This is a genomic window from Streptomyces sp. E11-3 (assembly GCF_046540415.1).
Classification (GTDB): Bacteria; Actinomycetota; Actinomycetes; order Streptomycetales; family Streptomycetaceae; genus Streptomyces.
Map to the genome: position 1 here is coordinate 1,400,315 of NZ_JAZGRL010000001.1, position 26,574 is coordinate 1,426,888.

The following is a 26,574-nucleotide window of genomic DNA, read 5'->3' on the forward strand; positions in this document are numbered from 1 at the left end:
CTCCCCCATCTCCTCCACCTCCCCCGCTCACCGTAAGAGAGAAGCGAACCCTCATGGCCTCCAGAACGACCCCGCGCGGATTCCGCCGCCTCGGCGCCGCCCTGCTCACCGTCGTCATCGGCACCACCGCACTGACCGCCTGCGGCAGCGACGACAAGCCCGCCGACGACTCGAAGGACAAGGCAGGTGGGGCGGCCTCCAAGGACTTCCCGCGTACCGTCAAGCACGTGATGGGCACCACCGAGATCCCGTCCAAGCCCAAGCGGGTCGTGGTACTCGACACCGGTGAGCTGGACGATGTCACGCTGCTCGGCGTCAAGCCGGTCGGCGCGGTCTCGCCGCACTTCAAGACGGCTGGCGGCTTTCCCGAGTACCTCGACGGCAAGGTCGACGGTGTCAAGGACGTAGGCCCGGCGCTTGAGCCGAACCTGGTGAAGATCGCCGCCCTCAAGCCGGACCTGATCCTGTCGTCGAAGGTCCGCCACGAGAAGGTGTACGACAAACTCGCGGGCATCGCCCCGACCGTCTTCACCGAGACCACGGGTGGCCCCTGGAAGCAGAACCTCGCGGTCCACGCGGAGGCCCTGGGCCTGGAGAAGCAGGCCGCCGACGCGCTGAAGTCCTACGAGACGAAGGCGAAGGCGCTGGGCGAGGCCATCAGCAAGAAGTACGACGGCGAGATGCCCACCGCGTCGGTCGTCCGCTTCATCGCGGGCCCGACCCGCCTGTACCAGAAGTCCGCGTACAGCGGCATCGTCCTGACCGACATCGGCCTTGAGCGCCCGAAGTCGCAGTCGTCGGTGGACCCGGCGGTCACCATGAAGGACGTCAGCCCGGAGCAGATCGACCAGGCCGACGCCGACCTGGTGTTCGTGACGCTGGCCGACGACCCGTCCAAGACCAAGCAGAAGGACGTCACGTCCAACCCGGTCTGGAAGTCCCTGCCGGCGGTCAAGAACGACAAGGTCTTCACCGTCCCGGACGAGACCTGGATGTCGGGCATCGGCGTCAGGCGGCCGAGAACATGCTCGCCGACGTCGCGAAGGCGACCGGAGTCGAACTCCCCAAGAAGTAAGGGTGCGTTGGGGGGCGGGCCGCCACCCGCCCTCCCTCCCCAGGCGACGTCTACCTCCTACGCAGCGACACCACGGCCCACCGCGTCACCCCCTCAACCGCCCGGGCCTACGCCGTACGGTCCTCAACTTCGGCTACACCACCTCGGGCCGGCAGCGCGCGATCACCTCGTCCGTGTCACAGCTGTACTGATCGCGTGTACGCGACGGTGGAGGCCCCCTGGCTGCGCGGGGCGGGGCATCGGAGGCGACGCCTGACATCGTTCCGCCTCATGGAGGGTCTTCGGGTGGGCCCGGCACACCCTCCGCGTTCTCGATGAGGCGCCGAAGCTCCGTGACGAACCGGGCGGCGGGTGCGCCGTCGATCACGTTGTGGTCGAAGGTCAGGGTCAGGTCGAGCACGTCGCGGACGGCGATCCGCCCGGCCACGGCGCGGGGCCGCTCGCTGACACCACCCACAACCACCTGGAGCGGCATCAGACTTGGCGGGGCGACCCCGAACCCACCACCGGCGCCGAACATCCCCACGGCTGTGACCGCGACCGTCCCCGTCGACTGCCGCAGTCGGACGGACCTGCCCAACGCGGCGTACATCGTCGGCAGCAGGCCGGGCACCCGACACGCCGCGGTGCCGAAGCGATCGAGGAGCCGCCCCGCGCCGGTGGTGGTGTGGTCGCGCTTGACGGCCCGCAGCTCTGCCGTGAGGTCCTGTACGTCTCGGACGTCGGCGTCATGGAGGACATGCGGGACCGCGAAGGGCCCCTGATCGGTCATGACCTCCACCAGTGTGTTGACGTCCACATGGTGGTGCTGGACCAACCGGCCGCGCCAGTTCCGATAGGCGTGCACCTGCGGGTGTGCCGCCGCTGCCCGCGCGACGGCCGCCACCACGAAGGCAGTGAACGACACCGGCTCGGCGGATGCGGCGATCCGTTTCCGTACCAACGTGACGTCAAGGTCGACAAGGCTGTGCATGGCCGCCATACGCCGCCGCCCGGCCCGCAGGGCGGCGATCACCAGCCGCCGGCTGGGCGGGAAGGGCCGGACTTCGACCGCGCGTGGCCGACCCGCGGTAGCTGGGGAACCCGCCTTGTCACGCCGGGCCTTCGTCTTGTCGCGCTTGCGCATCGTACGGCGCCTCCCCCAGCCGGGACGGGCATGCGTCAGGCAGTCGGCGGTGAGGTCCAGGCAGCGTGCCAGGTAGCCGGGCCGACGACGCCGTCCGCGGTGAGGCCCCGCTGCTTCTGGAAGGCCAGGCAGGCTTCCCGAGACCGCTTGTCGTAGGCCCCGTTCACCGTAACGTCCCAACCCAGCTGACGCATCTGCTGCTGCCATGTGCGTACGCCGGGGTGCACCGTCTTCGGCGGCCAGGTGAACAGCACGCCGGGCCAGTTCGGAGCGAGGTCCGGGCCCGGACCGCGGGCGGCGGCCGTAGTGACGGGCGCCGTCCAAGACGCGTACCAGGTCTTCTCACCGACAACGCCGTCGACGATCAGCCCCTTCTCCTCCTGGAAGGCCAGGCAGACGCGCCGGGACCCTTCGCCGTAGGCACCGTCGACCGCGATGTTCCACCCTCGGTCGCGCATCCGCTGCTGCCAGGTGCGCGCGCTGGAGTGCACGGTGACCGGCGGATAATGCAGCAGGACGCCAGGGAAGGCCGGGACGTCGGGGTCCGGCGGGTCCGTGGGATCACCGCCACCGTCGGAGCCGGGCTCCATGGCGGACATGTGACGGCTCAGCCCTCCGGGACACTCGGTCGAGAGGAACGTCTTGTGGCCGGTGATCGCGGCCGCCGCGTTCCCGACGCTCCGCAACCGCGCGATGGCCGTACGAAAGCCGTCGATGAGCTGTTCGGTGACGGTGTCGTACGAGGAGGAGGTCCCGCCGACGAGCCCGCACACCGCGTAGTAGCGGTAGTTGGAGTCGTTGGTGCCGTTCGCGGCGGTTCTGATGCCGACACCGCGCCCCTCGAAGACGTACCCATGGACACAGACCAGGTACGTGTAGGCGATGTCATCCCACTGGTTGGTGTCCATATGGTGGTTCTGGATGCCGCGCACCTGCGACGCGCAGCTGGAGTGACTACCGGCGGCGAAGCGCGTGCCCCCGGTGTGGTGGACGGCGACGCCGCCGCGTGACGCGTCGATATCGGCAGAGGTCTTCTTCGGAGCCCGGGCACCCCACGCGGAACGAGAGACGAAGGTCGCCATCAGCGTGCGCCTCCGCTCGTCATCGGCAGACCGCACTCGGCGCTTGCGTTGAGCGGTTCACGGGAGACCCCGTCCGCGTAGTCGGCGGCGGAGACGTCAGGAAGGCGGGCGTCGGGGTGATCCGGCCGGGTCACGATGGGGAGCTCGCCGGGGCGGTCGCCGACGTGGGCCTGACCGGCTGCTGCCGCCTGCCCGGAGCAGATGACGGGGAAGGCCACGGCGCCGACGGCGGCGGTGACGGCGGCTCTGCCGGTCAGACCGAGAAATCCGCGGCGGGTGTGGTCGGTGAGATGAGACAAACTCTTCTCCTCGCTGGGCTAGGCGTACTCGGCGCATGGGCCGGGACCAATCACAGCCTGCGGCGGGGCCTCCCCGCCCCACCAGCTCTTGGGACAGGGTGACGTGATCTCGGGACGTCCCAGGCGCCGACCTGCTGAGACGTGAGCGCACGCGAGGTTCTCGCGGGATGCCTGCGCCACGAATCCGCTCACGAGCCACAAGCCGGGGTCTACGCGGCCCGGCCGTCGCGGCAGTCCCGACAGTCCCTGCAATGCCCAGGCCCCGGCGCCCGGAACGCCCGATCACACTCCTCGCAGTTCTGCAGCGGATCAGGCGGCCCGTCCCCTGCCTCCGTGGGCAGCTCAGCCGGGAGCCCCTGCCGGAGCCGGAAGGCCAGCAGTCCCGCCGGGCGCGGAATGTCCCCGACGGGCAGTAGCGCGGTAAGCGTACGAGCCAGATCGGCAGGCCGAACGCCCCGCTCCAACCACACACCGGCGTCCACGGCGAGCCGCTCGATCTCCGGGGCGGACAGCAGAAGCCGCTGGTCCCGGCGTCGAAGTGACCCGAGAACGGCGACCGCGTCGCTCCGGTGCGGCGAGTCAGCGACCGGCTCAGCTGCTGCTGGCGTCTCCTCGGGCGCGGCCACCTCCGGGCGCGACACCACCCCCTCCACCACGGCCCGGCAGCGCTCAGCCGGATGCTCGTAGAAGGTCGTACGGGTCACCACCTGCCCATGCGCGCCCCGAGCCCGCTCCCGTACGAGATACCCGGCGTCCTCCAACTCCCGCAACGCACGGGCGATCCGCAACTCACTCTCCGGCCACCGCTTCACGAGATCCTTGATGCCGACATGCGCACCATCCGGCAGCGACTGGATATACACGGCGAGCCCGACCGCGACGAGCGACAGGTCACGGTTCTGGGCGAGGTGATTGCCAACGACGGTGAAGCGCTCGGCATGGCGATGGCGTACGTGGACGACACCTGATCGCGGACGCGCGTCAGCGCTAGAATCTGACTCAGCCATAGGGAAGGGTCCTTGCTTCCTCGATGGTCAGGCCCTCGCCCGGGATTGCCGTCCCGGCGGGGGCCGTTCACATGCGGTCTGTGGTTGTTGGTCACGGCGACGGTAACCCCAGCTCCCACTCCCCCACCCCCAGATGACCCCACCTCACCCTTGTGGGTGACGATCACGGCGGGTGAGGTGGGGTTGGGTCGGTTCTTCCCCAAAGTCCTTTACTAGGACGTCGCACCCCACCGCATCGCGGCCACCCGCGACCCGGTCCGAGTAACTACGCGTCACACGTCGACCTCCGCCCAGACCGTCTTCCCCGGCCCGAGCCGATCGGCAACACCCCACCGTGACGCAAGCGCCGCGACCAAACACAGCCCACGGCCGGAGTCGTCATCCCCCGACGGCACAGGAGGCTCGACAGGGACAACGCCACCGCCCCCGCGCGCATCGGAGACCTCGATCCGGACCATCCGCGCCCCGCACTCCAGGCCGAGCCGGAAGTCCCGACCAGGCAGACGCCCGTGCGTGACGGCGTTCGCGGCAAGCTCCGCGACGATCAACGCAACCGAATCGGAGAGGTCGCCGCCGCGAGGCACGCCCCACTCGTCGAGCTGTTGGACGGCGCGGTGACGGGCGAGGTGAGCACTTTGCCGGGTCGAACTCAGCCGGAGGCCGAAGTGACGTACGGGAACATCGACTTGCTGGCCCTGGCGGGCGATTTGCTGATTCATGTCACTCAGCGTGGCCATGCGAGCGTACGGTGAACAGCGGCGACGCTTGTACGGAGCGTAGTTGTCGGGCTGTCTGGACGGACTGTCCATGCTGTCGGCCGTCACTACGCGCGGGCACGGAGGTGGCGGGACGTGACGGACCAGGGGCCGACCGAGCCAGACGAAGGAATGGACGAGCAGGACTGGGACGAAGCCACGTCCGAGATCCTGGCAGTCGTAGGCCGCCACGTACGCCGCTGCCGCGAACGGGCCGGGCTAAAGCAGTCCGAGCTCGGCAAGGCGATCGGCTACACCGAGCACCAGGTGTCGGCGGTCGAGCGCGGCAGACGCATCCCGAAGCCCGTGTTCCTAGACCGGGTGGACGAAGTACTGGGCACGCAAGGGGCGTTGGCGGACTTCAAGGAAGACGTGGAGAAGGTCAGGTACCCAAAGAAGGTGCGGGACCTGAAGCGCCTGGAGGCGGACGCGGCCGCACTGGGCGCGTACGCCAATCACCACATCCACGGCCTGCTCCAGACCGAGGACTACATCCGAGCGTTGTACCGAGCCCGTCGACCGGCGCTGGACGAGGAGCTCATCGAGGAGTACGTCGCGGGCCGGTTGGCTCGGCATGACGTCTTCAGCCGAAAGCCCCCGCCCTTCCTCAGCTTCGTCCAGGAAGAGGTGACGCTACGCCGCCCGGTCGGTGGCACGATGGTGATGCGCGGGCAGCTCGAACGACTGTTGGAGGTCGGGCAGTTGCGCAATGTGGAGATCCAGGTAATGCCCACGGACTGCGAGGACCATGCCGGGCTGGCGGGTGCATTCCGGCTGATCGACCCGCACACCGGCCCGAAGGTCGGTTATATCGAGCAGCAGCGGTTCAGCCGGGTGATCCCGGAACGACAAGAGGTCCGCCGCTTGGAAGCCACCTATGGGATCATCCAGGCCCAAGCTCTCACGCCGCGGGAGTCACTCGCGTTCATCGAGAAAGTGCTGGGAGAGATATGACGATCAAGCCTTCCGCCCACAGCGCCGACGAACTGGAGTGGTTCAAGAGCAGCTACAGCAGCAACGAAGGCCCCGACTGCCTCGAGATCGCAACCACCCCCGCCACCATCCACGTACGCGACTCCAAGAACAAGCAGGGTCACCAGCTCGCCTTCACACCCGAACAGTGGAAGTCCTTCGTGGAGTTCACTGCGCAGCCCTAGGAACCCCACCAGATCTGACGCATGTGTTCCCGACGCGCAGCCGCAGCAGGCGACTTCTCGAAGACACCAGCAGCCACCCGGTGGACGCAGTCCACGCCATAGCGGTGCAGGAGGTCGACATCTTCGGGGGCGGGGCGGTGGGGGAACAGCGCGCTAAGGCGATCAGCTCCCTGCGGACTGTGCGGAGCGTAGTCCAGCAGCTGCCCCAGTGCCTGGCGGACGTACTTATGGTCGGGCTTGCTCTTGGCCTCGATGAGCTCGGTGCCGCTGCCATCGGTCACGTAGAGGTCGCTCACACCACCAGGGCAGAAGAAGCGCGACGCACTTCGGCCCTCCGCGATGAGGTGCTGTCTGAACTCTGCCACCAGGCTTGACTCATTCCGATCGACGACTATGAGGCGTCTGCTGCGCCGGTATGAGGTCCGCAGGGTGCGCATCTCCTCCAGCGCTGCGCTGCGGACGACCTGTCGATCCCGTTCGTCCGACTGAGGCATGGCATCCGGGGACTGCCGCGTCCACGCAGTCCCTGGGGTAATCATGAACTCCTCGAGTACCGACCACGCCTTGTCGCCCCGAAGCACCATCTGGCCGGGAAAGTTGTGGGCTGGCTTGTAGCCGATCGCCATGTTCAGGTCGGTGTAGGAGATGGCAGCGTCGGTGAAGTCCAGCAGGGTGTAAACGGTGTGCCAGCTCTTGCCGTCCTCGGACGGGGGCCACAGCCGGTCGGCCAGTTCTCGGTTCCGGAAGATCGCCCCGACTTCGCCCACGGCTCGCACCTGGTTCCCGCCCGTGAACAGGACCACGTCCCCGGTCTCCACACCCTCCATCTTCTTGTCGTGGCTGGGCGTCGCGCCCCAGAATCGGGCCTTGCCGTCCGGGTGCAGCGCCAGGAGCAGCTCCCGCTGCTGGGGGCTAAGGGCCTCCGTGTACTGGTCGTCTGTGAAATCCACCTGCTGCGCGAGGGTGTCAGCCCAGTGACGACGGGTCTCGGGGCTGCCATAGGACGGTGAGATCAGGACGCGCACCGTGGGGTGCTCCCTTCCGGAAGATCCGAACGATCAGAGCCAAACGTTTCAGCGCTGCTGGTGGAAGACCCACAGGAATGGTTTGTGCCGGGCTCGGCGGCTGCATACCTGGGCGCGCCCTGAGCTGGGCCAAGGCGTGCAGCAGCCGGTCTTCCGCCACGGGTATCACCCTACGGCGATGGGGTGTTGGAAGTCTTGTCCCGTTGGTTGCGCGGCCCCACCCACCCCTCCAACCGTTACGCTGAGCCGACGTCTGTTCGACGGAGGGGAGTGGCGTTGTCTCGGGGCGCGCAGGAGCACTACGAGGGGCTCGCGGACCAGTACGACGAGCACTGGGACTACCGTCCCGGCTATGTCCCGTGGATGGCCGCCCGGATCACCGAGGCCCTCCAGCTGACGGACGGCGACCGGATCGCCGATATCGGGTGCGGGACCGGACTGTTCGCGCGGGAGGTCCAGGCGGCCGTGCGCCCAGTGAAGCCGGTCCTCTGTGTCGATCCTTCCGCAGCCATGCTGCGCCAGATCGCCGAACCCTCCCCCACTGGCCTGAGGCCGATTCGGGCCTCTGCCGAGGATGTGGCCGGGGGCCGCGTCGTGCTGCCGTATGACCGGCTCGACGCTCTCTGGGTGAAGGAGGCCGTCCACCACTTCGACGATCCGACGCGGACGCTACGAGGGCTGGCCGGGCTACTCGCCCCTGGTGGGCGGCTGCTCGTGGTGATGATGCCTGCCACCATCGCGTACCCGCTGTTCGAAGCGGCGCTGAAGCGATACGAGGAGCTGCAGCCCGATCCGCGGGACATCGCCCGGCAGTTGGAGGAGGTCGGGCTCCGCGTCGATGTGTCGTATGTGGAGCATGAGTTGCGGATTCCGCGTGAGCGGTACATCGACATGGTCAGGGCCCGTTACATGTCGGTGCTGTCTTCGTTCAGCGAGGGCGAGATCGAGAGCGGAGTCGAGGAGATCAAGACTGCCCATACGCACGGCGAGTTGGTGTTCCCTGACCGGTTCGCGTTCGTGCGCGGGGTGGTCGCGTGAGCGTGCCCGTCGATGAGCGTCTTGACCGGTTACGCGGTGAGCTCGATGAGCACACGCGGATCGCCGACCATCTGGGTATGGACCTGGAACGGCCGCTGCCCGCTATACCTAAAGTCGCCAGACGGATCGCCGTCGCCTCGTCTGCGGCTCTGGCCGTTGTTCCGGCTGTTCCCGCGACCGCCGCTAATGATCCGGCTGCCCCGTTCCAAGATCCCGGCCCGGTAGTGGCGCTCGCGGCTGAGCTGGGCGATGACGGGACCGGCGGCGTCTACTACGACAAGGACGGCCACCTCATCCTCACGGTCACCGACCGGGCCGCGGCGCGAACCGCCCAAGTCAACGGCGGGGCCACGAAGCTGGTGCAGCGCAGCACCGCCGAGTTGAAGGCCGTCGTCAGTGACCTGGACGAGTTGGAGGACATGCCGAACACGGCGTGGGGCATCGATCCTGCCACCAACCAGGTCTCTGTCGACATCTTCAGTGGAGCCCCGGCCGATGCCCAGGAACGGATCGAGAAGGCCACCGCAGGCGATCCGGGAGCGGTACGTATCGACCGGTTCGAGGGGAAGATCGAGACCACGGCAACCAGCCTGCGCGGCGGCAACGGCATCCGGTCATCGGGGGTCAACTGTAGTGCCGGGTTCAACACCAAGGACTCCAAGGGCAGGATCTACACCCTCACCGCTGGCCACTGCGTACCGGGTACCGGAAACCTGTGGTCCATGGCCTGGAACAGCGCCACGATTGGAACGCAGACCTCGTACGGCCACGGCGGCTGGAACGGCGACTGGGCCGCTATCAGGGCAAACTGGTCAGGCATCAAGCCGCTGGGGACGGTCAGGTACCACGGTGGTATCTACAAGCAGATCGACCGGTCCCGCTATCCGGTCGCGGGAGAGCCCATCCACCGGATCGGCGCCGTCAGCCAGGACAAGACGGGCTATATCACCAAAGAGGTCGTGACCATCACGAACAATAAGGGAGTCCAGATGAGGGGCATGTTCGAGTCGAACGTCTGCGCCAAGAAGGGCGACAGCGGAGGGCCCGCACTCAGAGGCACAACGGCACTGGGCATCCAGTCAGCCATAGGAAACTCGCCGAAGACGTGCACCTCCTCTACTACGGGTAGCTATCAGAGCTATTTCACGCCGGTACAGAGGGTGTTGGACGACAAGGGCCTTCGCGTTTACTAGCGCAACGCTCACGCCTAACTCTGGGAGACATGATGGGTACCGGCTCAACGCGCTTGGCCCTGCTGCCTCTTGCCGTGTGCCTGGCCCTTGGTCTGGGAGCGGTGGCCGGGTGTAGTGAGGACACCGGGGTTCGTGTCGCCGACGGCACGGTCGGCGACAGCGCGGAAGACCGGGCGGCGGAGCTGGCGGAGCGGGCCAGGAAGGTCGCCAAGTCCTGGGACGGTTCAGCCGCTGCTGATGCGTGGCGCGGCGGCTACCACCCCGTGGGAGAGATCACGCGGTTCCCTGAGGGCGGTTGGCGCAGCGAGGCCGACAAAGACGCCTACCAGGGCCAGAGTGCCATCCTGCACGGCGCACTGCCTGCGACCGGCCCCCGGCGTGGCCAGGTCGAGTGGAAGGACGGGGATACGCTCACCCGCCCCATGAACAGTGCCAAGCAGTCCTATAGGACACTGACCGCGGGGGTGAAGCCTCACAAGGGGCAGCCCTATCTGACCGTAACCGGGGTGGAGTTGGGTGAGATGACCGTGGCCACCACACGGGGCCCAGCGACGGTACCGGCCTGGGAGTTCACCCTGGACGGATACGACACCCCCCTCAAGCGGGCCGCCGTCCCTGCCTCGAAGCTCCCTGCCCTGCCCGTCAAAAGCAGCCGCGGAACTGTACCCGGCCAGGAGATCATCCAGCTCGTAAAAGCGTCCGGGGATGGACGCCGGTTGACCGTGGTCGCCGGGTACGGTGCCTGTGACAACGGGCCCGTTGTCACCATCCTGGAAACCACCGGCAGCGTGGTACTGATCGGTGATGTCGATGAGCGCGAGGACAGCAAAGACGCCATCTGCACCAAGGAACTCCTCACCCGGCAGGTCACTGTGAAACTGGACAAGCCACTGGGCGACCGTGTTCTGCTGGACGCAACCACCGGTAAGCCGGTTCCGTTCAGGCCGCTGCTCGGGCCGTTGACCAGCTGGAGCTGACCAGACGCTGGACGCGACCCGCCCCCCTTCTCGTATGGAAGGAGGGCGGGTTCCCCCGGCTGGGAGGCGGAGTTGGGGATGGCCCTGCCCGAGATCCGTCACCCGGCAGGCTGTTGCTGTGCGTCATGCAGGGGCACCTCCGCGACGACATCCCAGCGATAGGTGGCGTTCTCTCGGCGCAGTTCGACGAGATCGACGTGTGAGATGCGCACCGGGACAGACGGCCGGTCGCGAAGCCGCACCACTTAGCGACCACTGGGGCCGCGGGCTGGTTCCTGTTGCTGTATGCGATGCCAAGGTGCGGGCGGAATGACTCCGTGGATCATCCGCCCGGAACCCCAGCGAGCGCCCCTGCTTGCGCCAGCGCCCTGTGAAGGCTGATCAGCGGAGCCCAGGGGACGACGCTGTAGCGCAGAGCGCCTCGCGCCCCGGCCAGGGGCCCTCGCCGGTGAACTCGACGAGGCGATGCGGCGCGCGGTCGGGCAGGCCAAGGGGGCAGGCATCGACGCACGGTTCGCGGGTCCGATTCCCGAGTTTGAGGGGAAGGGCGTCTGCGGAGACCCTGGGACGATCCACGGGTTCGTCACAAAACTCACGGACAGCGACAGGCCCGCCAAGGACTTCCACATCTCCGCCCAGTCCTTCCACCCCAAGATCGCCGGGGCCAGGCTGTACGCCAATGTCCTGGACGACACGCTGAAGAACTGGGGCCTTTGACTCGCAGCAGTCCTCTGGCGCCAGCGGCCCGGCGGGTTCTCCGAACCGCCGGGCCGCTGTCCGCTTTAGGTACGGGTACTCATGCGCCGCCGCTCAACTCCGCTATAGAACAGTCCCGTTCGTATGTCGCGGTGAGGAGTCTCGATGGTCTTGAAGGGAGCCGCCGTTGCTGCCGTGTTCAGCCTCGTATCGCTTTGGCTGATCACCGGGGTGTGGACCTGGGCGCGGGCCCGGCGGTCCCCCGGAGACGACAGCTGGTTCTCCGAGTTCGGGCCGGGGCTTTGGGCCGTCGCTACCGCCGTCCTCACGGTCCTCGCCGCGCCGTTCGTCCTGTGGGTCGGGGCGCGGGTGACCGGCTATCCGGGGGCCACCTGGGTATACGTGACGTCGCTGACGGTGTTGTGGCCGCTCGCGGCGCTGTTGTTCGGTCACCTCGTCGATGAGCACTGGGTGACGTTTCCCCGTACCGCCGCGCTGGCCACCGTGTCCGTGGTCTACGCCGGTCTTGGCGTGGTCGCGGCGTGGGCGGGGGCGAGCGGGCACCGGCACCAGACGGCCGTGGTGGGCGGCGCGTTCCTCGCGGTGGCGGTCTATGCCCTGCTGGCCATCCTCGACCGCCGGTGAGGGCGAGGGGCCGGGTCAAGTTGATGACACAGCCCCGGACGCCCATCAAAAGACGCGGGCTCGGTGCAACCGCCGGTCTACGCAGCCGTCGAGGAGCTCCCAGTACGGTTGGCTGCGGACGGCACCACCATCGTGGTCGGCGATCCCGATCCGGCCGCGGCGACCACGGTCCGGTTGTACGAGGACCCTCGGTGTCCTGTCGTTGAGGGGTTCGAAGCGAACGGCGCTCCGGCACGGCGCCTCCCCCATGGGGTACTTTCCGCGCCATGATTGCGCGCCCGACAGCCCACGCCGGTGGCCCCTACGACGCCGCGTCCCTGCCGCGGCTGCAGATGAGCTTCCGGGCAGTAGGTGAGCCGGTGCGGGAGCCCGCGTCGAAGTTCGGGGGACAGCCGGTGTGGCTGGAGGAGCCGATGTGGCCGGTGCACCCGGACACGGGTAAGCCGCTGGTGTTCGTCGGGCAGTTCCGGGTGCCGGGGGACGAGGTACGTCTGGCGTACCTGTTCTTGCACGAAGAGGACCGGGACATGGCCAGTGAGCCGGAGACCGGGGACGCTGTCGTGATCATCCAGCCTGAAGGACGAGTGCCCTCGTTCGCCGTGGTCGGGCCGCCTGGCACGCAAGGGAGGTCGCTGTGGCGCTGGGGCGCCGACGAGACAGAGATCCCCGTCGAGTGGCTCGTCGACCTGTCGCCCGTACCAGGTGACTTGGACGCGGAGGCGGATCGGCACGCCGAGTGGGCTCGGTTCATGCGGGGCGAGGGGCCAGAGGTCGACTTCCCGGAAGGGGACGGACCGGCTGACTTCCTGGGTGGGACGGCCATCTATCCCAACCTCCGCGCCCGGGGAGTCGACCGCCCTTGGCAGTTCCTCTGCCAGTTTGAGGACCGAGGCGAGGAAGCGGACCTGGGAGATCCGTTCTTCCTCAACTTCGGCTACGGGAGTGGATTCATCTTCGTCAGTCCCGATCGTCGCGAAGGCCGCTTCTTCAGCGACTGCAGCTGAACCTACGGTACGGGCGGCGGGCACCACCCCTTACGCCACCGCAGCCGCCGGCCCTTTGAACACCTGCCTCCCGTGCCACCGCACGAAGTCCCCCTGTACCGCCGGGCAGCCGGGGCGCGGCCGAGCCAGTCGGCGGCCGTGCAGGGTGTCCACGGCTCGGCCCGCCTCGCTGCGGGCCACGTACTGTCCCGAGACCTGGATCTGGAGTTCCTCGGTCAGGCCGAGTACGCCGAGGTCGAGGAGGGTGTGGTGCAGGGTGCACAGCGCGAGGCCGTTGGGGAGTTCGTCCGGTCCGTCCTGGCTGTGCCAGCGGACATGGGCCGCCTCCAGGCCGACGGGGTTGCGGCCCAGGGCGCCGTCGAAGCCGCACATGGCGCAGGCGTAGGCGTACGCGCGTAGGACTTCCTCGGCGAAGCCCGCCCGGCGGGTGCGGCGCCGGGGCGGTGTGGACGGCTGGTAGCCCGCGCTTTCCAGCGTCGCCAGGTCCAGACCAACCTGGTCGCAGATGAGTGACTCAAGACCGGTCGTGAAGTGCTGGTCGAGGAGGAGGCGGGTGGCGGCGGCGAGGGTCGCCGGGGTGGACAGGAGTTGTTCCAGGTGGGGGTGGAGGCGGCCGTGCGCGCCGAGTGAGCGCAGGTGTGCGCCGCTCTCCCGTGTGTGCGGGTCGAGCGGGGTGCCGTCGCGGTCCGTGAGGGACCACAGTTCCCGCTCCAGGTGGACGAACGGCATGGCCGCGCGCTCGCGCGTGAGCGTGCGGCTCGACACGGTGGGGCCGAACTCGTTGATGAGGGTGCTGACCGGTTCCTCGGCTTCTTCGTACGTCACCGCCGTGCTGCCCGTGGTGGCGAAACGGCCCAGCAGCCAGACCAGGAGGAGTGGCTTGTGCGGGGCTCGGCGGTTGCGTACCTGGGCGCGCCTGAGCCGGGTCAGCGCGTGCAGCAGCTCCTCTTCCGTCACGGATGTCACCGTACGGGGGCGGGTGTTGGAGCCGGTCCCGGGGGGTTGGCGGGCATTCACCGAGGCTGGCCGCTGTCGGCCATGGCCCGCTCCCCCGCCTGCTGCTCCCGCAGCCTCTCCACATACGCCCGCAGCGCGCCTGGGGAGTGGAAGATCTGGAAGCCCGCCGCTTCCAGTGCCGCCTCGTCCGTGTCGTCCGGGTCCGGGGACAGCACCACCGGGCTTCCCGCCTCCTCCTGGAGGCCGTTCGGCCAGAAGGCCGCCGCGACGGTCATGACGTGTCCGTCCCGTGGGTTGGGGACTTCGGCGTCGTACTCGGGTGTCGACATGCCCACCTGCCCCAGCCAGGTGGCGAGTTCCTCGACGCCGGGTTGGGCGTCGACGGCGGGCGCGGGCGACGGGATCGGGGCGGGGCGGCGCGTCGGCGGCAGCGGCAGCGGCAGCGGCAGCGGACTGAGGCCGGAGCGCGGAGTGGGTGTGCTGCCCTCCTGCGGGGAGGTGCCGTCTCGGAGGGAGGTGAGGAACGTGTTCGCCGCCTGCGCCAGCAGTTCCCGACGCGCGGCCAGGAAGTCGCGGTAGCGGTCCATCCGCCACAGGTCGCGGTCCAGGGGAATCCACTGGGAGGCGAGCGTGCCCGGGTGGCGGTCCTCGATGTCGGCCAGGTACTCCTCGGGGAGGCGGGCGCCGACCTTGAGGTTGGTGTCCTTGGTGAGGAAGCAGAAGTTCGCCACCGCGTTGATCTCGCTGCGCGGGTAGTCGGCTTCGGACAGGCGGGCCTTGGGGAAGATGTGATGGACCTCCAGCGAGCTGTTGTGGCCGAGGAGGTTGGCGCGCAGCGGGATGCCGCTGCCGAAGTCCTTCGCCTCGCCGACGCGCGTCAGCAGATAGAGGAGGGGGTAGACGCGGGCGCCTACCGTCTGGCCGACGAAATCGCCCGGCCGTACGGCCAGTTCGCCGTGGCTGAGGGAGAGTTGCTCGATCAGGGCGTCCACGCCCCCGGAGTCGTAGGCGGACAGGTCCTGGTTGAGGGCGGTCTCGGTGGAGCTCGCGTAGCGGCCGCGCAGGAAGCTGTGGACGTACCAGTACAGGGCGCGGTCGCGGTAGGCCGCGTCGGGGAAGGTTCCGCCGTGCTGGTGGAGGATCCGGCTCAGCACCGGGAACGCGCCGCGGCCCGCGAGCACGCGGTCGTAGTCGAGGCCGAGTCGGCCGCCGACGACGTCGAGGAGGCCGGACACGGTGCGTACGGTGGCCGACAGGCCCGTGCGGAAGTCCTCGGGCGGTACGGCCCGGAGCTTGGTGAACAGGGCCTCGCCCGCGACGACCGCGTTGACGTTGCGCAGCAGCCAGTCCAGCTTGAAGTGGAAGCCAACCTGCTGCCAGGAGTCCAGGGCTTCGTTCATCTGGGCCCGGGCGTCGGGGGACTGAGCGCAGATCGCCGCCAGCGCCAGGTCGCCCTTGGAGAGCTTGGTGCCACCGGAGTTGACCCGGTTGAAGATCTCGACGACGACATCGATGGTCTTGTCCTCGCCGGTCACATCCTCGATGTGGACGGTGCGGTTGCGGATCTGCTCCAGGCGCGAGAGCCGCTCGACGTACAGGCTGAAGGCCGTCTGGTCGCCGTCGGTGAGCTGCTGGATCGCGGCGACGGACGACGACAGGCCGCGCTGCATGAAGTCGCTGACGTCGACCCAGGCGGGGTTGTCCCTCATCTTCACCGGCGCGTAGAACTCGAACGTCTGGTCCTGCATGTTGAAGAACAGGCCGGTGAGCGTTCCTTCGTGTCCTTCGAAGAAACGCGGGGGACGGCCGCGGAGCACACCGTAGAGAGTCGTCACGCGCTGCTGTCCGTCGAGCAGCAGCTGGATGGTGCCGTCCTTGTCGGACGAACCGCCGCGCGTGGCCGCGGTCTGCGCCTTCGTCGACCAGGTGAGGAAGCCGCCGATGGGGTAACCGCGGTACAGGGACTGGAAGAAGCCACGTACCTGGTCTCGCGTCCAGACATAGCCGCGCTGGAACTCGGGGAGGGCTAGTTCGCCGGAATCCACCTTGTCCAGCACCGTCGAAATCTGCACGTTCGCCACCCTCGTTCTCACCAACCGCGTACGACAACAGTCTCGTACGATGCCTGACTCGCACTGCGCGTCGAGCAACGCGTCGAGGCACCCTATCCAGCGCGGAGCCGCACGTCAGGCCATGGCCAGGACTGGGAAGGGCCGTTGGTAACTCGATAGGGTCCTGCGATGAGCGACGACGAAGCATACGAGGGATACGAGGACTATCAGGACAAGAGCCCTGCCGCCGGGCGGATGGGCAAGGCTGCCGAGTACCTGGTCGCGGCCTCGTCCATCCTCGCCACAGGTGGAGAACTGAACGTGTCCACCTCCCTTGTGGACGACGAGGGGGTGGACCTCGTATTCCACCGACGCGGGAGTTCCGCGACTCTGGCCGTGCAGGTGAAGGCCCGGATGTCTACGGGGTCGCAGGTTCAGCAGAGCAAGCTCATGGCGTTCGTACGGTCGCAGACGTTCAGGCCGCGTAGCGATCTGGACATGCTGTTCGTCGCCGTGGATGTCGAGCGCGGGGCGATCATGACCGCGTGGCTGATCCCGAGCGGCGTCTTCGGCGAGATGGTGACCGAGCCCAACAGCAGGGGTCGCTTTCGGTTCTCTGCATCGATGAAGCCGGACTCCAAGGACCGCTGGACTCCGTTCCGGCTCACGGCCGCGGAACTCCCCCGGCGCATCCTTGCCCGGCTGGCTGAACTGGACAAGGCAGCGTATTAGGAGTCATCCCGAGCGCCCCGCCGTGCGTGGGCTGATCGCCCCGTCAGTGGGTACGGCAGTTCGACGAACACTTTGACGGCAGCCGCCGCTGGTCGCGCGGGTGCGCTTCATCGGCGCGTCACGGAACATAGCCCGTCCGCCCTCCGGGGAGACTTCCATCATGACCAACGCAACGAAAGCAGTCCTCGACGGCGGCCCCGCCGACCTCCCTGAGCGGATCGTCTCCCTCACCACCCCCGGGGCCGACCTCAAGATCCCGTTCCGCGGCGGATACGAACACTTCAAGCCCACGACACGCCAGCAGGACACCGCCGACGGCCCCCTGCCCGTCTACGAATGGTGGGAGCGCACAGAGCTTCCGGGATGACAGAACTTCCGGAACAGCCGTGCCGTTCACCGTGTGAAGGAACGCCGGCCCCGTGAAGTGCGGTGCGAGAGGGGGTCAATCGGGACCGGCGCGATTACCATGACGACCTCGGCAGACGGGCACGGCCGCGAACCACTCGGCGGACGACCGTACGGGTGGTAGGGGCACGTTTTGGGGCAGCGAGGCGTCCAGCGACGCGACGGGAGACCTGCACGGTGAACGGCGGCAGTCGCGCTCGGCGCCTCACGAGTCGTCTGGCCACGCAAGGCACCGCTTTCGGCCAGGGCGCCGCCGCCCGACGGCTCCGCTTCCGCCGCGGCGCCCGCGGCCCGGAGGTGCCGGCCGCCGACGAGTTCACCACCCACAGCCGCCTCAGCTGGCTCCGCTGGCTCAATTCCGCGGGCACCAGAATCGGCACCTCGCTGGATCTCGAACGCACCGCACAGGAGCTGGCGGAGTTCTGCGTCCCCCGGCTGGCGGACGGTGCCGCAGTCGACCTGCTGGAGTCCGTACTCCACGGCGAGGAGGGCGAACGCGAGACCGGCGGCATCCCGATCATGCGGGCCATGGCCGTGCATGCCATCGACGCGCTGGCCTCGCTGGAGCCCTCTCCGGTGGGCGAGATCGTCGACCGGAGTATCTACCACCGGGCGACGTTACTGATCAGCCGCGTCCTGCAGCGCCGCGAGTCCGTGCTGATCAGCCGGATGACCGAAGAGGATCTCGCTCGCATCGCCCCCACGGAGAGCGCGGCCCAGAAGATGCGCGAGACGGGCGTGCACAGCTATATGGCGGTGCCCCTGGTCGCGCGCGGGGTGCTGCTCGGCACGGCCGACTTCGTACGCGCCAGGGACAGCCCGCCGCTCACCCCCACCGACCTCACGCTGGCCGAGCAACTCGCCTCCAAGGCCGCGGTCTTCATCGACAACGCCCGGCTCTACGGCCGCGAACGCGAGCACGTACTCTCCCTCCAGCGCAGCCTGCTGCCGCGCGCCACACCGCACACGCCCGGCCTGCGGGTGCACACCGGCTACGCCCCCGCGTTCGACGCCCGTGGCGTCGGCGGCGACTGGTACGACGTGGTCGCCCTGCCCAGCGGACGTACGGCCCTGGTGGTCGGCGACGTGATGGGCCACGGGCTGCCGGCGGCCGCCACGATGGGGCGGCTGCGTGCGGTCGCCCGCACCCTGATGACGCTGGACATCGCCCCGGAGCGGGTGCTGGCCCGGCTCGACCTGGCCACCCGCGACCTGGAGGACGACCAGGTCGCCACCTGCCTGTGCGCGGTCTACGACCCCGCCGACTCCAGCTACACCCTGGCCAGCGCCGGACACCCGCCGCCGCTGCTGGTGGGCCCGGACGGGACACCGTCGTACGTTGATGTGCCGACCGGCGCGCCGCTGGGTGCCGGCGTCATCCCGTACGACCCGCTCCGGCTGCCCGGACCGGTGGGCAGCAGGCTGGTCCTCTACACCGACGGGCTGGTCAAGACCCGCACCGACGACGTGGACACACAACTGGACCGGCTGCGGCAGCAGGCCGCGGGGATGGCGCCTGAGCGGCTGGACGACTGCGGACTCCTCACCTCGGCGGCGGACGACGACGCCCGTTTCGACGAGGCCGTACTGCTGGTCGCGGCGGGCACCCGGACGGAGGACATCGACCTCCGGGTGTGGGACCTCCCCGCGGGCGGCACCGCGGCCTCCGCCGCGCGCAAACTCGTCACCGAACAGCTCCACCTGTGGGACATGGCCGAGCTGGCGGACGTCACCGAACTCGTCGTCAGCGAGCTGGTCGGCAACGCCCTGCGGTACGGGGGCGGGGGCCCCGGACAGCTGCGGCTGCTGCGCAACGAGCGCCTCACGGTCGAGGTCTCGGACACCGGCCCTGACCTGCCGCAGATCCAGCACGCGGACGTCAGCGACGAGGGCGGCCGCGGGCTACAGCTGATCAACATGCTGTGCCGCAGATGGGGTTCGTGCCGTACGGCGACGGGCAAGGTGGTCTGGGCTGAGCAGAACATCCCCTGACGGTGCGCGGCCTGGCAACGGTCTGGCAGCGGTCTGGACGCGCCCTAGAAGCCGAACACCTGGGTCCAGGTCCAGTCGTCCGTGACCACGCCGATGCCCATGGTGGACAGCGAGCAGTTGAGGATGTTGTCGCGGTGGCCCTGCGAGTTCATCCAGGCCTCCATGACACTCTCCGGGGAGTTCTGGCCGCGGGCGATGTTCTCAGCGCCGGGGCTCGGATGGCCCTGGGCCTTGGCCCGGTCTCCGAAGGTGCGGCCGTCCTGACTGCGGTGGTCGAAGTAGTCGTTGGCCGACATGTCCTCGCTGTGCAGCTGCGCGGCGCGGCTGAGGCGGGCGTCCATGGTCACGGCGCTGCAGCCCGCCTTGGCCCGCTCGGCGTTGACGATCGCCAGGACCTGCTCGGCCGGGGTGTCGGCGGGGTTGGCTGTGGGCGTGGGTGCGGGCCGCGGCGTCGGCTTCGTCGTCTCCGGCCTGGTCTTTGACGGGCGAGGGGTGGAGGGCGAGGCGGTCGGCGAGGGTTTCGATACGGCGGACTTGCTGGGCGAGGGAGACGGGGACGCCGAGGCACTGGGCGACGCCGACGGCGAGGGAGACACCGACGGCGACGCGGAGGTGGCAGGTGCCGAAGGCGTCGCGAGCTCCGACCCGGCGCCGGACGCCGCCCGGACCGCGTCCGGTTCATCGTCCGGCGCCAGCATGGTTATCCCCGCGATCGTGCCTCCCGTGACCAGCAGGGCGACGGCGGCGGCCACGACGGTCGCCCGGCGCCGCTGCCGCAGGCGCCGTATTCGGCGGTCGTGCAGTCGGCCGCCCTCCTCCGTCCCTACGACCGCGGTACGGCCGCCGGGTCCTCCGGCCGCTCCGGGCACGCTGGCGTCGTACGCCGTACCGTCGTACGCCATACCGACGTCGGCACCCGTGCCCGTACCCGTACCCGTGTGACCTTCGATGCCGAAGGCCACTGTCTGGCCGGGCGCCCCAGCACCGCCGAGCGCACCGACCTCCGCAAACCCCCTCAGCAGCCCGACCACCGGCACCAGACCCAGACCGACCAGCAGCCCCTCAGCGGGCACCAGCCCCGTTCCGAGCCCCGAACAGGCCGTGCAGTCCCTGGCGTGCCGGGCGATCCGCTTGCGCCACAGTGCCGACGGTATGCCGTCCCAGACCCCGATCACCTGCTCCAGGACCCCGCAGCGGGGCGACTCGCACAACGCCCGCACCACGACCCGGGCGGTCTCCAACTGCGCTTTCATCCGCTGCACGCGTACCGCGGTGTGCTGCGGCGAAAGCTCGAGCGCAGCGGCCACCTCGGCCCGGCTCAGCTCCCCCGCGGCCTCCAGCCACCACAGCGACAGCAGCGCACGGTCGTCGGTGTCCAGCCAACGGGTGGCCTCCGCCACTTCCCGGCGCTGGCCCTGCAGCCCGAGCCGCACGATCGTCAGGTCCACGAAGTCCACGCCCGGGTCGGCCACGTCGTTCGCGTCCTGCAGACCCGAACTGGCCGGTTCGGCCTGGTGCTTGTGCCAGTGGCGGCGTATCTCGTTCATGGTGATGGCCACCAGCCAGGACCGGAAGCGGCCCGAGTCCTGCAGCGATCCAAGACCGCCGAGCGCGCGGATCATGGTGTCCTGCACCACGTCGTCGACGTCGGCGTGCCCGTTCAGCGCCCGGCCCACGATGTTGTACACGAGCGGCAGATACGCCGAGACCAGCTCGTCCTGGGCACGTTGGTCACCCCGCTGCGCCGCCTCGACCACCGCTCGGTCCTGTGCCTCTCCCGTACCCATACGCCTGCCCACTCTCCTTCTCGGCCGTCGCCGCTTCCGCCTGACACAAGGGAGATCAGTGGCGGGGGCCGCGATAACAGAAAGTGCTCCGCGAACCGAACCGGGTGCACGCTAGCCGAATGAGCGGGCGACCGTGACTGGCTACGTGGTCGCTCTCGCGGCGCTGCGCGCAGCCTTCCACTCGGGCGCCAGCACTGACCAGACCTCGGTGTCCTGCCGTACGCCCCGGTAGGGGGAGTTCTCGCGCAGCACGCCGTCACAGGTCATGCCGAGCCGCTTGGCCAGGTTGATGCTCGGAGTGTTCTTGGAGGACACCTGCCACTCCACGCGGTGCATGCCGCGTTCCTCTATCGCCCAGTCGATGGCGACCCGTACCGCGCGCGTGACCAGACCCCGGCCGGACGCGGCCGGTTCGATCCAGCAGCCCGCCTCGCAGGTTTCCGTGCTCACGTTGAATACGCGGAACAGAACGCCGCCGACCAGCAGGCCGTCCAGCCAGATGCCGTACAGCCGACCGGTATCCGCAGCGGTCCTGTCGGCGTACACCTGGAGCCACCTCCGCGTGGAGTCGAGGTCGGCGGTGACGTCAGGGAGGCCGACGTGCTGTCCGATGAACTCGCGGCCGCGGTCCATGTGCGCGAGGAACTCCTCGGCCCGCCACGGCTCCAGCGGCCGCAGTTCAGCTCCGTCACCCAGCGAAACAGCGAACATTCTCACCCTCCACAGTGGCCGTACTCGGTCGAACCCATGATCCTCAGGCCCTCTGATCCTCGCACGGCCGTCTGACAGTCGGGCTGGCAGTCCGCGTCCCGTGGGGCGAGGCCCTGCCAGGCGGTCAGGGATCAGCAGGGATTGATACATGCGGTCTTGCGCCCGGGGGCGCGCAGCTTCAGACTCTCGCTGCCCATTGGCACACAGGCGCACCACCGCAGAGGAGGACCCCTCTCATGGCACGGATGCGTACGGAACGGATACGGGCGGTACGAGGCCCGGTGGCAGCACAAGGCCGGGTGGCACGAGACCGGGTGGTACGAGGCCCGGTGGCACGAGACCGGGTGGTACGAGGCCCGGTGGCACGAGACCGGATTGCCGCGACCGCGGCCCTGACGGCCGCTCTCGCGCTCGGTCTTGGTGCGGCCCCGGCGGCCGCGGGAGCCGCGAGCGCCGAGCCCGCAGCACCCGCCCGGTCCGGCTACATCGTCACGCTCGGCGGCGACCCTGGCGACACCGGCGACACCGGCGACCCCGGCAGAAGCGGCTCGCGGCTCAGCTCCTCCTCCCAGAAGGCCCGTTCGCTGGTCACCCGATCCGGCGCGGCCATCGACCGCACCTACCGCACCGCGCTCAACGGCTTCGCCGTGACCGCGACCCGGCAGGAGGCCGCGCGGCTCGCCGCCGACCCCTCGGTGCGTTCGGTCGTACGGGACACGCCGGTCGAGGCCCTCGGCGTACAGACCGACCCGACGTGGAACCTGGACCGGATCGACCAGGAGCGGTTGCCCCTCGACGGTTTGTACCGCTACCCGGACTCGGCGGGGAAGGGAGTGACGGCGTACGTCCTGGACACGGGGGTGCGGATCGGCCACCACGAGTTCGGCGGGCGTGCGGCGTACGGCACCGACACCGTCGACGGCGACGACGTCGCACAGGACGGCAACGGGCATGGCACGCATGTGGCGGGCATCATCGCCGGTAAGAAGTACGGCGTCGCCAAGAAGGCGCGGGTCGTGGCGGTACGGGTACTGGGCGACAGCGGAGGCGGTACGGTCTCCGGCGTCATCGCGGGCATCGACTGGGTGACCCGGCACGCCTCCGGGCCCTCAGTGGCCAACATGAGCCTGGGCGGATCCGCCAACGAGGCACTGGACGAGGCCGTACGCAACTCGGTCGCGGCAGGGATCACTTACTCGGTGGCCGCGGGCAACTCGAACACCGACGCGGGGCGGTTCTCGCCCGCGCGGGTGGCGGAGGCGCTCACCGTGAGCTCGACTGACGCGAGTGACGTACGGGCCAGTTCGGCCAACTACGGGTCCGCGATCGATCTGTTCGCCCCTGGGCGGAATATCACCTCTGCCTGGAACACGTCCGACTGCGCGACCGCCACGCTGTCCGGTACGTCGATGGCCGCCGCGCATGTGACCGGCGCGGCCGCTCTCCAACTCGGCGAGAACCCCGACGACAGCCCGCCGCAGGTGGCCAAGTCCCTTACCGAAGGTGCGAGTGAGGGGGTCGTCGGCGGACCGGGGGCAGGGTCGCCGAACCTGCTGTTGAACGTGGGCGGGATCGGAACTCGCTGACCCCGTTCGTGGCTCTGGTCACGTTCGTCCCGTAGGGCACAGGCGTACGACCGTACTGTCGGTAGCAGACGCTACGCTGCGCGCGTGCAGCGAACAGAGCTTGAGGGTCGGCAAGAGAACCAGCAGGTCATGCGGCAGGACGTGGGCATGCGGCGTCGGCGGAGGGGGTGGCTGGGGTACTTGGCGGTCGGCGCGCTGATAGCCACCGCCGGGTGCGGCCTCGTCGAGAACAGCCCGGAACCCGACGGCACAGCTCCCCCCACCGCTGACGCGAGCGGCGGCACGGGCGACGCGGACCACCCCGGCGACGGCAAGCCCGCCCCGGAGGGCACCCTGCCCAACGTGCCGACCGTCGAGGCCGCCCGCACCCAGCTGGCCGCTCTGAAGGTCGCCCCGCACGGGTCGATGAGCGGCTACAGCCGGTCCTCCTTCTCGCACTGGGCGCAGCAGGGCGAGAAGTGCGACAGCCGCGAGGTCGTCCTGGAGCGCGACGGCAAGGACGTGCAGCGGGACGACGAGTGCAAGGCCGTGTCCGGGACCTGGGTCAGCGCCTTCGACGGGGAGACGATCAACTCCTCCTCGCAGGTCGACATCGACCACATCGTGCCGCTCGCCAACGCCTGGCGGTCCGGGGCGGCCCGCTGGGACGCCGACAAGCGCAAGGCCTTCGCCAACGACCTGGAGAACCCGCAGCTGATCGCCGTATCGGCGTCGTCGAACCGGTCCAAGGGTGACCAGGGGCCCGACGAGTGGCAGCCCCCGGAGAAGTCCTACTGGTGTACGTACGGGCGGGCGTGGACGTCGGTGAAGTCGACCTACGAGCTGTCGGTCACCGAGTCGGAGAAGGGCATGTTGACCGACATGCTGGACACTTGTGAGTCATGAGCAACCCAAGCCCGGATCCAGGTCCGGTCCCCAGCCCGGATCCAGGTCCGGTCCCCAGCCCGGATGACGTGGCCGCCACCGCCCCGCTCGTCGGTGAGGTCGTGGCCGGGCCCGGTGGGGCGATGACCGACGAGGTCGGGGTCATCACCGGCGATGTCACGGTGGCGACCGCCACCCTGCCCGACGGGCGGGCGGTCGTGGCCGTCCAGTACACCGGCGCGGCCGAGTGGTACACGCTGACCGGTGGGCCGGTACCCGTACCCGCGGGCGGGCTTGATGAGCTCCACCACGATGTGCTGGAGCTCATCAGGAAGGGCGGCGGGGCCGAGGTCCCCCGATAGCCCGGTGGCGGGGCTTCTTCAGCCGTAGCGTTCGACGCGAAGCTGGGCCGGCGGATACGGGTAGTACGAGTCCGTCCCCACCGCCCAGTGGCCGCCGGACGTGCCCGGGATCGGGGTGATCGCGTTCATCAGGGACGTCGAGCCGGGGGCCTCAGGGCCGCGCTCGCTCGCCCATCCCGTGCCGTCCCAGCGCAGGTAGTGGGTGCGCTTCTGGTCCCAGAAGTCCCAGCCCGCGATGAGGTCGGGGCGGCCCTGTGCGTCGCCGGTGATGCCGCTCAACAGGCCGACGGTGAAGGGGGATTCGCCTCGGGTCCAGTCGCTGCCGTCCCAGTGCTGGAGGGTGACCCCTGGGGGTTTGCCGGGCGGGCCGCCGACCCCGAAGGCAAAGCCGGTGAGCCAGATGTCGTCGTGCGCGACGGGGAGCAGGCCGGTGACGGCGGCGCGGATGCCGAGGGTGCGGGGGACGACCGTCCAGGCGCCGTCCCAGCGCGCGATGACGTCCCCGTACACCCAGACTTCGCCGCCGGGGGTGATACGCACGCCGGTCGGTGTCGGGGTCGTCTCGTCCGGGAGGGGGCGGCACCAGCGCCAGGCGGGGCCGTTTCCCGGTCCTGGGCCGCGCATCAGTCCGGCCCGGTCGCCGTGGCGGCCGCTGACCCAGGCCTGGCCGTCGGCGCCGACCGCGATGTCGGTGACGCGGGTGCCGGGCTCGCCGCGGCCGGGGAAGTCCATCTCCTGCCAGGTTTCGCCGTCCCAGGCGAGGAGTTGGTCGTGGCCGTCGTGGTCGGTGCCGATGGCCCAGGCCGCGTCGGCGGAGGCGCCGGAGACCGCGCGTAGCGAGCCGGTGTAGTCGAGGTGGGTGAGGTCGGTACGGGTCCAGGCCGTGCCGTTCCAGGCGAGGGCGATCGGGCGGCCACGGGTGCCGCCGTAGCGGCCCTGTTCGCCGACGGCCCAGGCGAGGGCAGGCCCCGCGGCGGCCACGTCGACGAGGTGGGCCATTGTTTCGCCGGGCGGGGCGGGGACCTGCTGCCAGGTGCCGTCGACGGCGGTACGTTGCCTGGCTGCGGCGTGACCTGCAGGGGATAACGCGAGCCCCAGGCCTGCCGCCGTGCCTGCGAGGCCACCGACAAAGTGTCGTCTTCGCACGGAGCAACCCTTCTTCTGTGGGATGGGATCACCACCCTGAGCCAGGGCGGGTGAGCGGACAAGGCACGGGGGTGAGCAATTCGTTGCCTGGGGCATGGGCGGAGGCGTTGGCGGAGTCATTGTCCGCGGCGTTGTCGGAGGCGTTGTCAGTGGTGGGCGGCAGTATGGATGTCGGGTGGTTGGTCGAGGGGCGGTGCGGCGAAGGGAGTGCCTGATGAGTCGGACGAACCGAGCGGGTGGATCGAGTACGCCGCTGGCCGGGCGGGCCAATGCGGCGCAGCGGCGGATCGTCGGTGCCGCGGAGGCCGTGACGGGGCGGATCGTGGGGAGCGAGGCGCAGCTGGAGGGGCTGGTGCGCAAAGGGCTCGCGTTCCGGCATCCGCGGCCGCCGCGCGCGTACTTCCTCACGCCTGCGGGTCATCGGCTCCGTGAGGAACTGCTGACGGCGGCGCCTCCACCGCCGGTGCCCGCCGCGGGGGCGGCGTCGGGGGTGTTCACCGCGCGTACGGGCGGTGCGGACGATCCCGTCGTGGGGCCGGGGCGGGACCGCGAGGTACACAGCGCCTGGCAGGGGCTGCTCGAGCTACGCCGGATGACGCGTCCCGACGGTGATACGGGGCGGCCGTGCGGGTGGGAGCGTACGCATCTCGTGCGGGCGGCGGCGCTGGCACTGGAGGCGGCGGGGTGCGCGCCCGCGGGGGTGCCAGGTGGCGGGTACCGGGTGACGGAGACACCACAGCCCGAAGCGGTCGCCGTACGGCTGATACCTGACGTACGGCTGATACCCGACGGCGGCGACGGCCTCGCCGCGTGCTCGGCCGCGCTGGAGCGGGCGGGCTGGCAGGTCAGTGAGCACCGGGAGCGGGGCGGGGGCGGGTGGCTGCTGGCGTCGCCTCGGCGGG

General features: G+C 69.4%; 28 protein-coding genes. 17 read left to right on the plus strand and 11 right to left on the minus strand.

All coding sequences use genetic code 11. The features are described 5' to 3' along the window. Nucleotides 1-53 precede the first annotated feature (53 nt). Complete coding sequence (locus U9R90_RS06440) at nt 54-1,331, plus strand: ABC transporter substrate-binding protein (RefSeq protein ID WP_411055412.1); 1,278 nt, start codon at nt 54-56, stop codon at nt 1,329-1,331. A 12-nt stretch (nt 1,332-1,343) separates the two neighbouring features. Here the strand turns inward: U9R90_RS06440 and U9R90_RS06445 are convergent, their stop codons facing one another. The 4 genes from U9R90_RS06445 to U9R90_RS06460 form a co-directional block, all read right to left on the minus strand. Beyond that, a complete protein-coding gene (locus U9R90_RS06445; protein ID WP_411055413.1) occupies nt 1,344-2,201 on the minus strand; it encodes a 2-oxo acid dehydrogenase subunit E2 in 858 nt (285 codons plus the stop codon). Between the two features lie 35 nt (nt 2,202-2,236). After that, nucleotides 2,237-3,283, minus strand: coding sequence for an N-acetylmuramoyl-L-alanine amidase (locus U9R90_RS06450; protein WP_411055414.1), 1,047 nt, complete (start codon nt 3,281-3,283; stop codon nt 2,237-2,239). Further along, nucleotides 3,283-3,582, minus strand: a complete 300-nt coding sequence (locus U9R90_RS06455; RefSeq protein WP_411055415.1) for a hypothetical protein — start codon at nt 3,580-3,582, stop codon at nt 3,283-3,285. The genes U9R90_RS06450 and U9R90_RS06455 overlap by 1 nt, the downstream gene beginning before the upstream one ends. A gap of 209 nt (nt 3,583-3,791) precedes the next feature. Continuing rightward, entirely contained in the window at nt 3,792-4,394 is a 603-nt protein-coding gene (locus tag U9R90_RS06460; RefSeq protein ID WP_411055416.1) for a helix-turn-helix domain-containing protein, read from the minus strand. A gap of 18 nt (nt 4,395-4,412) precedes the next feature. On the opposite strand from U9R90_RS06460, the gene U9R90_RS06465 reads away from it, so the two are divergent. After that, nucleotides 4,413-4,550: a hypothetical protein gene (locus U9R90_RS06465; protein WP_411055417.1), complete on the plus strand. Its 138-nt coding sequence runs from the start codon at nt 4,413-4,415 to the stop codon at nt 4,548-4,550. A 311-nt stretch (nt 4,551-4,861) separates the two neighbouring features. Here U9R90_RS06465 and U9R90_RS06470 read toward each other — a convergent pair whose 3' ends face one another. After that, nucleotides 4,862-5,308, minus strand: a complete 447-nt coding sequence (locus tag U9R90_RS06470; RefSeq protein ID WP_411055418.1) for an ATP-binding protein — start codon at nt 5,306-5,308, stop codon at nt 4,862-4,864. Between the two features lie 168 nt (nt 5,309-5,476). Here U9R90_RS06470 and U9R90_RS06475 point away from each other — a divergent pair, with 168 nt between their 5' ends. Next, on the plus strand, nt 5,477-6,298 hold the full coding sequence (locus tag U9R90_RS06475) for a helix-turn-helix domain-containing protein (protein ID WP_411057657.1): 822 nt from the start codon (nt 5,477-5,479) through the stop codon (nt 6,296-6,298). Next, a complete protein-coding gene (locus tag U9R90_RS06480; RefSeq protein WP_411055419.1) occupies nt 6,295-6,501 on the plus strand; it encodes a DUF397 domain-containing protein in 207 nt (68 codons plus the stop codon). Before U9R90_RS06475 ends, U9R90_RS06480 begins: the two co-directional genes overlap by 4 nt. Here the strand turns inward: U9R90_RS06480 and U9R90_RS06485 are convergent. Then, entirely contained in the window at nt 6,498-7,526 is a 1,029-nt protein-coding gene (locus U9R90_RS06485; protein WP_411055420.1) for a hypothetical protein, read from the minus strand. The genes U9R90_RS06480 and U9R90_RS06485 overlap by 4 nt on opposite strands. A 270-nt stretch (nt 7,527-7,796) precedes the next feature. On the opposite strand from U9R90_RS06485, the gene U9R90_RS06490 reads away from it, so the two are divergent. The 6 genes from U9R90_RS06490 to U9R90_RS06515 all read left to right on the plus strand — a co-directional run bounded on the left by U9R90_RS06490 (nt 7,797) and on the right by U9R90_RS06515 (nt 13,079). Beyond that, nucleotides 7,797-8,564, plus strand: coding sequence for a class I SAM-dependent methyltransferase (locus U9R90_RS06490; RefSeq protein WP_411055421.1), 768 nt, complete (start codon nt 7,797-7,799; stop codon nt 8,562-8,564). Further along, nucleotides 8,561-9,757 carry a S1 family peptidase gene (locus U9R90_RS06495; protein WP_411055422.1) on the plus strand — a complete coding sequence of 399 codons (1,197 nt, stop codon included), beginning with the start codon at nt 8,561-8,563 and terminating at the stop codon, nt 9,755-9,757. Before U9R90_RS06490 ends, U9R90_RS06495 begins: the two co-directional genes overlap by 4 nt. A 53-nt stretch (nt 9,758-9,810) precedes the next feature. Then, a complete protein-coding gene (locus tag U9R90_RS06500; protein WP_411055423.1) occupies nt 9,811-10,734 on the plus strand; it encodes a hypothetical protein in 924 nt (307 codons plus the stop codon). Nucleotides 10,735-11,199: 465 nt separating this feature from the next. After that, nucleotides 11,200-11,451 carry a hypothetical protein gene (locus U9R90_RS06505; protein WP_411055424.1) on the plus strand — a complete coding sequence of 84 codons (252 nt, stop codon included), beginning with the start codon at nt 11,200-11,202 and terminating at the stop codon, nt 11,449-11,451. A gap of 144 nt (nt 11,452-11,595) precedes the next feature. Further along, entirely contained in the window at nt 11,596-12,075 is a 480-nt protein-coding gene (locus tag U9R90_RS06510) for a hypothetical protein (protein ID WP_411055425.1), read from the plus strand. A gap of 266 nt (nt 12,076-12,341) precedes the next feature. Beyond that, nucleotides 12,342-13,079, plus strand: coding sequence for a hypothetical protein (locus U9R90_RS06515; protein WP_411055426.1), 738 nt, complete (start codon nt 12,342-12,344; stop codon nt 13,077-13,079). A 30-nt stretch (nt 13,080-13,109) separates the two neighbouring features. Here the strand turns inward: U9R90_RS06515 and U9R90_RS06520 are convergent, their stop codons facing one another. Together U9R90_RS06520 and U9R90_RS06525 are read right to left on the minus strand one after the other, a co-directional pair. After that, nucleotides 13,110-14,036 carry a phosphorothioated DNA-binding restriction endonuclease gene (locus U9R90_RS06520; RefSeq protein WP_411055427.1) on the minus strand — a complete coding sequence of 309 codons (927 nt, stop codon included), beginning with the start codon at nt 14,034-14,036 and terminating at the stop codon, nt 13,110-13,112. Between the two features lie 56 nt (nt 14,037-14,092). Then, entirely contained in the window at nt 14,093-16,108 is a 2,016-nt protein-coding gene (locus U9R90_RS06525) for a DUF262 domain-containing protein (protein ID WP_411055428.1), read from the minus strand. A 168-nt stretch (nt 16,109-16,276) separates the two neighbouring features. Here U9R90_RS06525 and U9R90_RS06530 point away from each other — a divergent pair, with 168 nt between their 5' ends. From U9R90_RS06530 to U9R90_RS06540, 3 genes are all read left to right on the plus strand, one after another. Further along, complete coding sequence (locus U9R90_RS06530; RefSeq protein ID WP_411055429.1) at nt 16,277-16,819, plus strand: hypothetical protein; 543 nt, start codon at nt 16,277-16,279, stop codon at nt 16,817-16,819. Between the two features lie 160 nt (nt 16,820-16,979). Further along, nucleotides 16,980-17,186: a DUF5988 family protein gene (locus U9R90_RS06535; protein ID WP_411055430.1), complete on the plus strand. Its 207-nt coding sequence runs from the start codon at nt 16,980-16,982 to the stop codon at nt 17,184-17,186. 215 nt (nt 17,187-17,401) lie between these two features. Beyond that, nucleotides 17,402-19,216 (plus strand): SpoIIE family protein phosphatase, encoded by a 1,815-nt coding sequence (locus tag U9R90_RS06540; protein WP_411055431.1) that lies wholly within the window; start codon nt 17,402-17,404, stop codon nt 19,214-19,216. Between the two features lie 44 nt (nt 19,217-19,260). On the opposite strand, the gene U9R90_RS06545 is transcribed toward U9R90_RS06540, so the two are convergent. Together U9R90_RS06545 and U9R90_RS06550 are read right to left on the minus strand one after the other, a co-directional pair. Then, entirely contained in the window at nt 19,261-21,003 is a 1,743-nt protein-coding gene (locus U9R90_RS06545) for a sigma-70 family RNA polymerase sigma factor (RefSeq protein ID WP_411055432.1), read from the minus strand. A 141-nt stretch (nt 21,004-21,144) separates the two neighbouring features. After that, on the minus strand, nt 21,145-21,714 hold the full coding sequence (locus U9R90_RS06550; RefSeq protein WP_411055433.1) for a GNAT family N-acetyltransferase: 570 nt from the start codon (nt 21,712-21,714) through the stop codon (nt 21,145-21,147). A 359-nt stretch (nt 21,715-22,073) separates the two neighbouring features. On the opposite strand from U9R90_RS06550, the gene U9R90_RS06555 reads away from it, so the two are divergent. The 3 genes from U9R90_RS06555 to U9R90_RS06565 all read left to right on the plus strand — a co-directional run bounded on the left by U9R90_RS06555 (nt 22,074) and on the right by U9R90_RS06565 (nt 24,526). Beyond that, complete coding sequence (locus U9R90_RS06555) at nt 22,074-23,300, plus strand: S8 family peptidase (protein ID WP_411055434.1); 1,227 nt, start codon at nt 22,074-22,076, stop codon at nt 23,298-23,300. A gap of 84 nt (nt 23,301-23,384) precedes the next feature. Then, the gene (locus U9R90_RS06560) at nt 23,385-24,185 is read left to right on the plus strand and encodes an HNH endonuclease family protein (RefSeq protein WP_411055435.1); all 801 of its coding nucleotides are present in this window, start codon (nt 23,385-23,387) and stop codon (nt 24,183-24,185) included. 122 nt (nt 24,186-24,307) lie between these two features. Next, nucleotides 24,308-24,526, plus strand: a complete 219-nt coding sequence (locus U9R90_RS06565) for a hypothetical protein (protein ID WP_411057658.1) — start codon at nt 24,308-24,310, stop codon at nt 24,524-24,526. Between the two features lie 18 nt (nt 24,527-24,544). Here the strand turns inward: U9R90_RS06565 and U9R90_RS06570 are convergent, their stop codons facing one another. Continuing rightward, nucleotides 24,545-25,525, minus strand: coding sequence for a hypothetical protein (locus tag U9R90_RS06570; protein ID WP_411055436.1), 981 nt, complete (start codon nt 25,523-25,525; stop codon nt 24,545-24,547). 361 nt (nt 25,526-25,886) lie between these two features. On the opposite strand from U9R90_RS06570, the gene U9R90_RS06575 reads away from it, so the two are divergent. Beyond that, the coding region (locus U9R90_RS06575; protein WP_411055437.1) for a hypothetical protein at nt 25,887-26,574 on the plus strand (688 nt) is incomplete at its 3' end.

Coding starts and splice junctions, on each gene's coding strand:
- U9R90_RS06440 (WP_411055412.1), top strand. CDS start 54: ATGGCCTCCAGAACGACCCCGCGCGGATTCCGCCGCCTCGGCGCCGCC.
- U9R90_RS06445 (WP_411055413.1), bottom strand. CDS start 2,201: ATGCGCAAGCGCGACAAGACGAAGGCCCGGCGTGACAAGGCGGGTTCC.
- U9R90_RS06450 (WP_411055414.1), bottom strand. CDS start 3,283: ATGGCGACCTTCGTCTCTCGTTCCGCGTGGGGTGCCCGGGCTCCGAAG.
- U9R90_RS06465 (WP_411055417.1), top strand. CDS start 4,413: ATGCGCACCATCCGGCAGCGACTGGATATACACGGCGAGCCCGACCGC.
- U9R90_RS06470 (WP_411055418.1), bottom strand. CDS start 5,308: ATGAATCAGCAAATCGCCCGCCAGGGCCAGCAAGTCGATGTTCCCGTA.
- U9R90_RS06475 (WP_411057657.1), top strand. CDS start 5,477: ATGGACGAGCAGGACTGGGACGAAGCCACGTCCGAGATCCTGGCAGTC.
- U9R90_RS06480 (WP_411055419.1), top strand. CDS start 6,295: ATGACGATCAAGCCTTCCGCCCACAGCGCCGACGAACTGGAGTGGTTC.
- U9R90_RS06505 (WP_411055424.1), top strand. CDS start 11,200: ATGCGGCGCGCGGTCGGGCAGGCCAAGGGGGCAGGCATCGACGCACGG.
- U9R90_RS06510 (WP_411055425.1), top strand. CDS start 11,596: ATGGTCTTGAAGGGAGCCGCCGTTGCTGCCGTGTTCAGCCTCGTATCG.
- U9R90_RS06515 (WP_411055426.1), top strand. CDS start 12,342: ATGATTGCGCGCCCGACAGCCCACGCCGGTGGCCCCTACGACGCCGCG.
- U9R90_RS06530 (WP_411055429.1), top strand. CDS start 16,277: ATGAGCGACGACGAAGCATACGAGGGATACGAGGACTATCAGGACAAG.
- U9R90_RS06535 (WP_411055430.1), top strand. CDS start 16,980: ATGACCAACGCAACGAAAGCAGTCCTCGACGGCGGCCCCGCCGACCTC.
- U9R90_RS06545 (WP_411055432.1), bottom strand. CDS start 21,003: ATGGGTACGGGAGAGGCACAGGACCGAGCGGTGGTCGAGGCGGCGCAG.
- U9R90_RS06550 (WP_411055433.1), bottom strand. CDS start 21,714: ATGTTCGCTGTTTCGCTGGGTGACGGAGCTGAACTGCGGCCGCTGGAG.
- U9R90_RS06565 (WP_411057658.1), top strand. CDS start 24,308: ATGACCGACGAGGTCGGGGTCATCACCGGCGATGTCACGGTGGCGACC.
- U9R90_RS06570 (WP_411055436.1), bottom strand. CDS start 25,525: ATGGCCCACCTCGTCGACGTGGCCGCCGCGGGGCCTGCCCTCGCCTGG.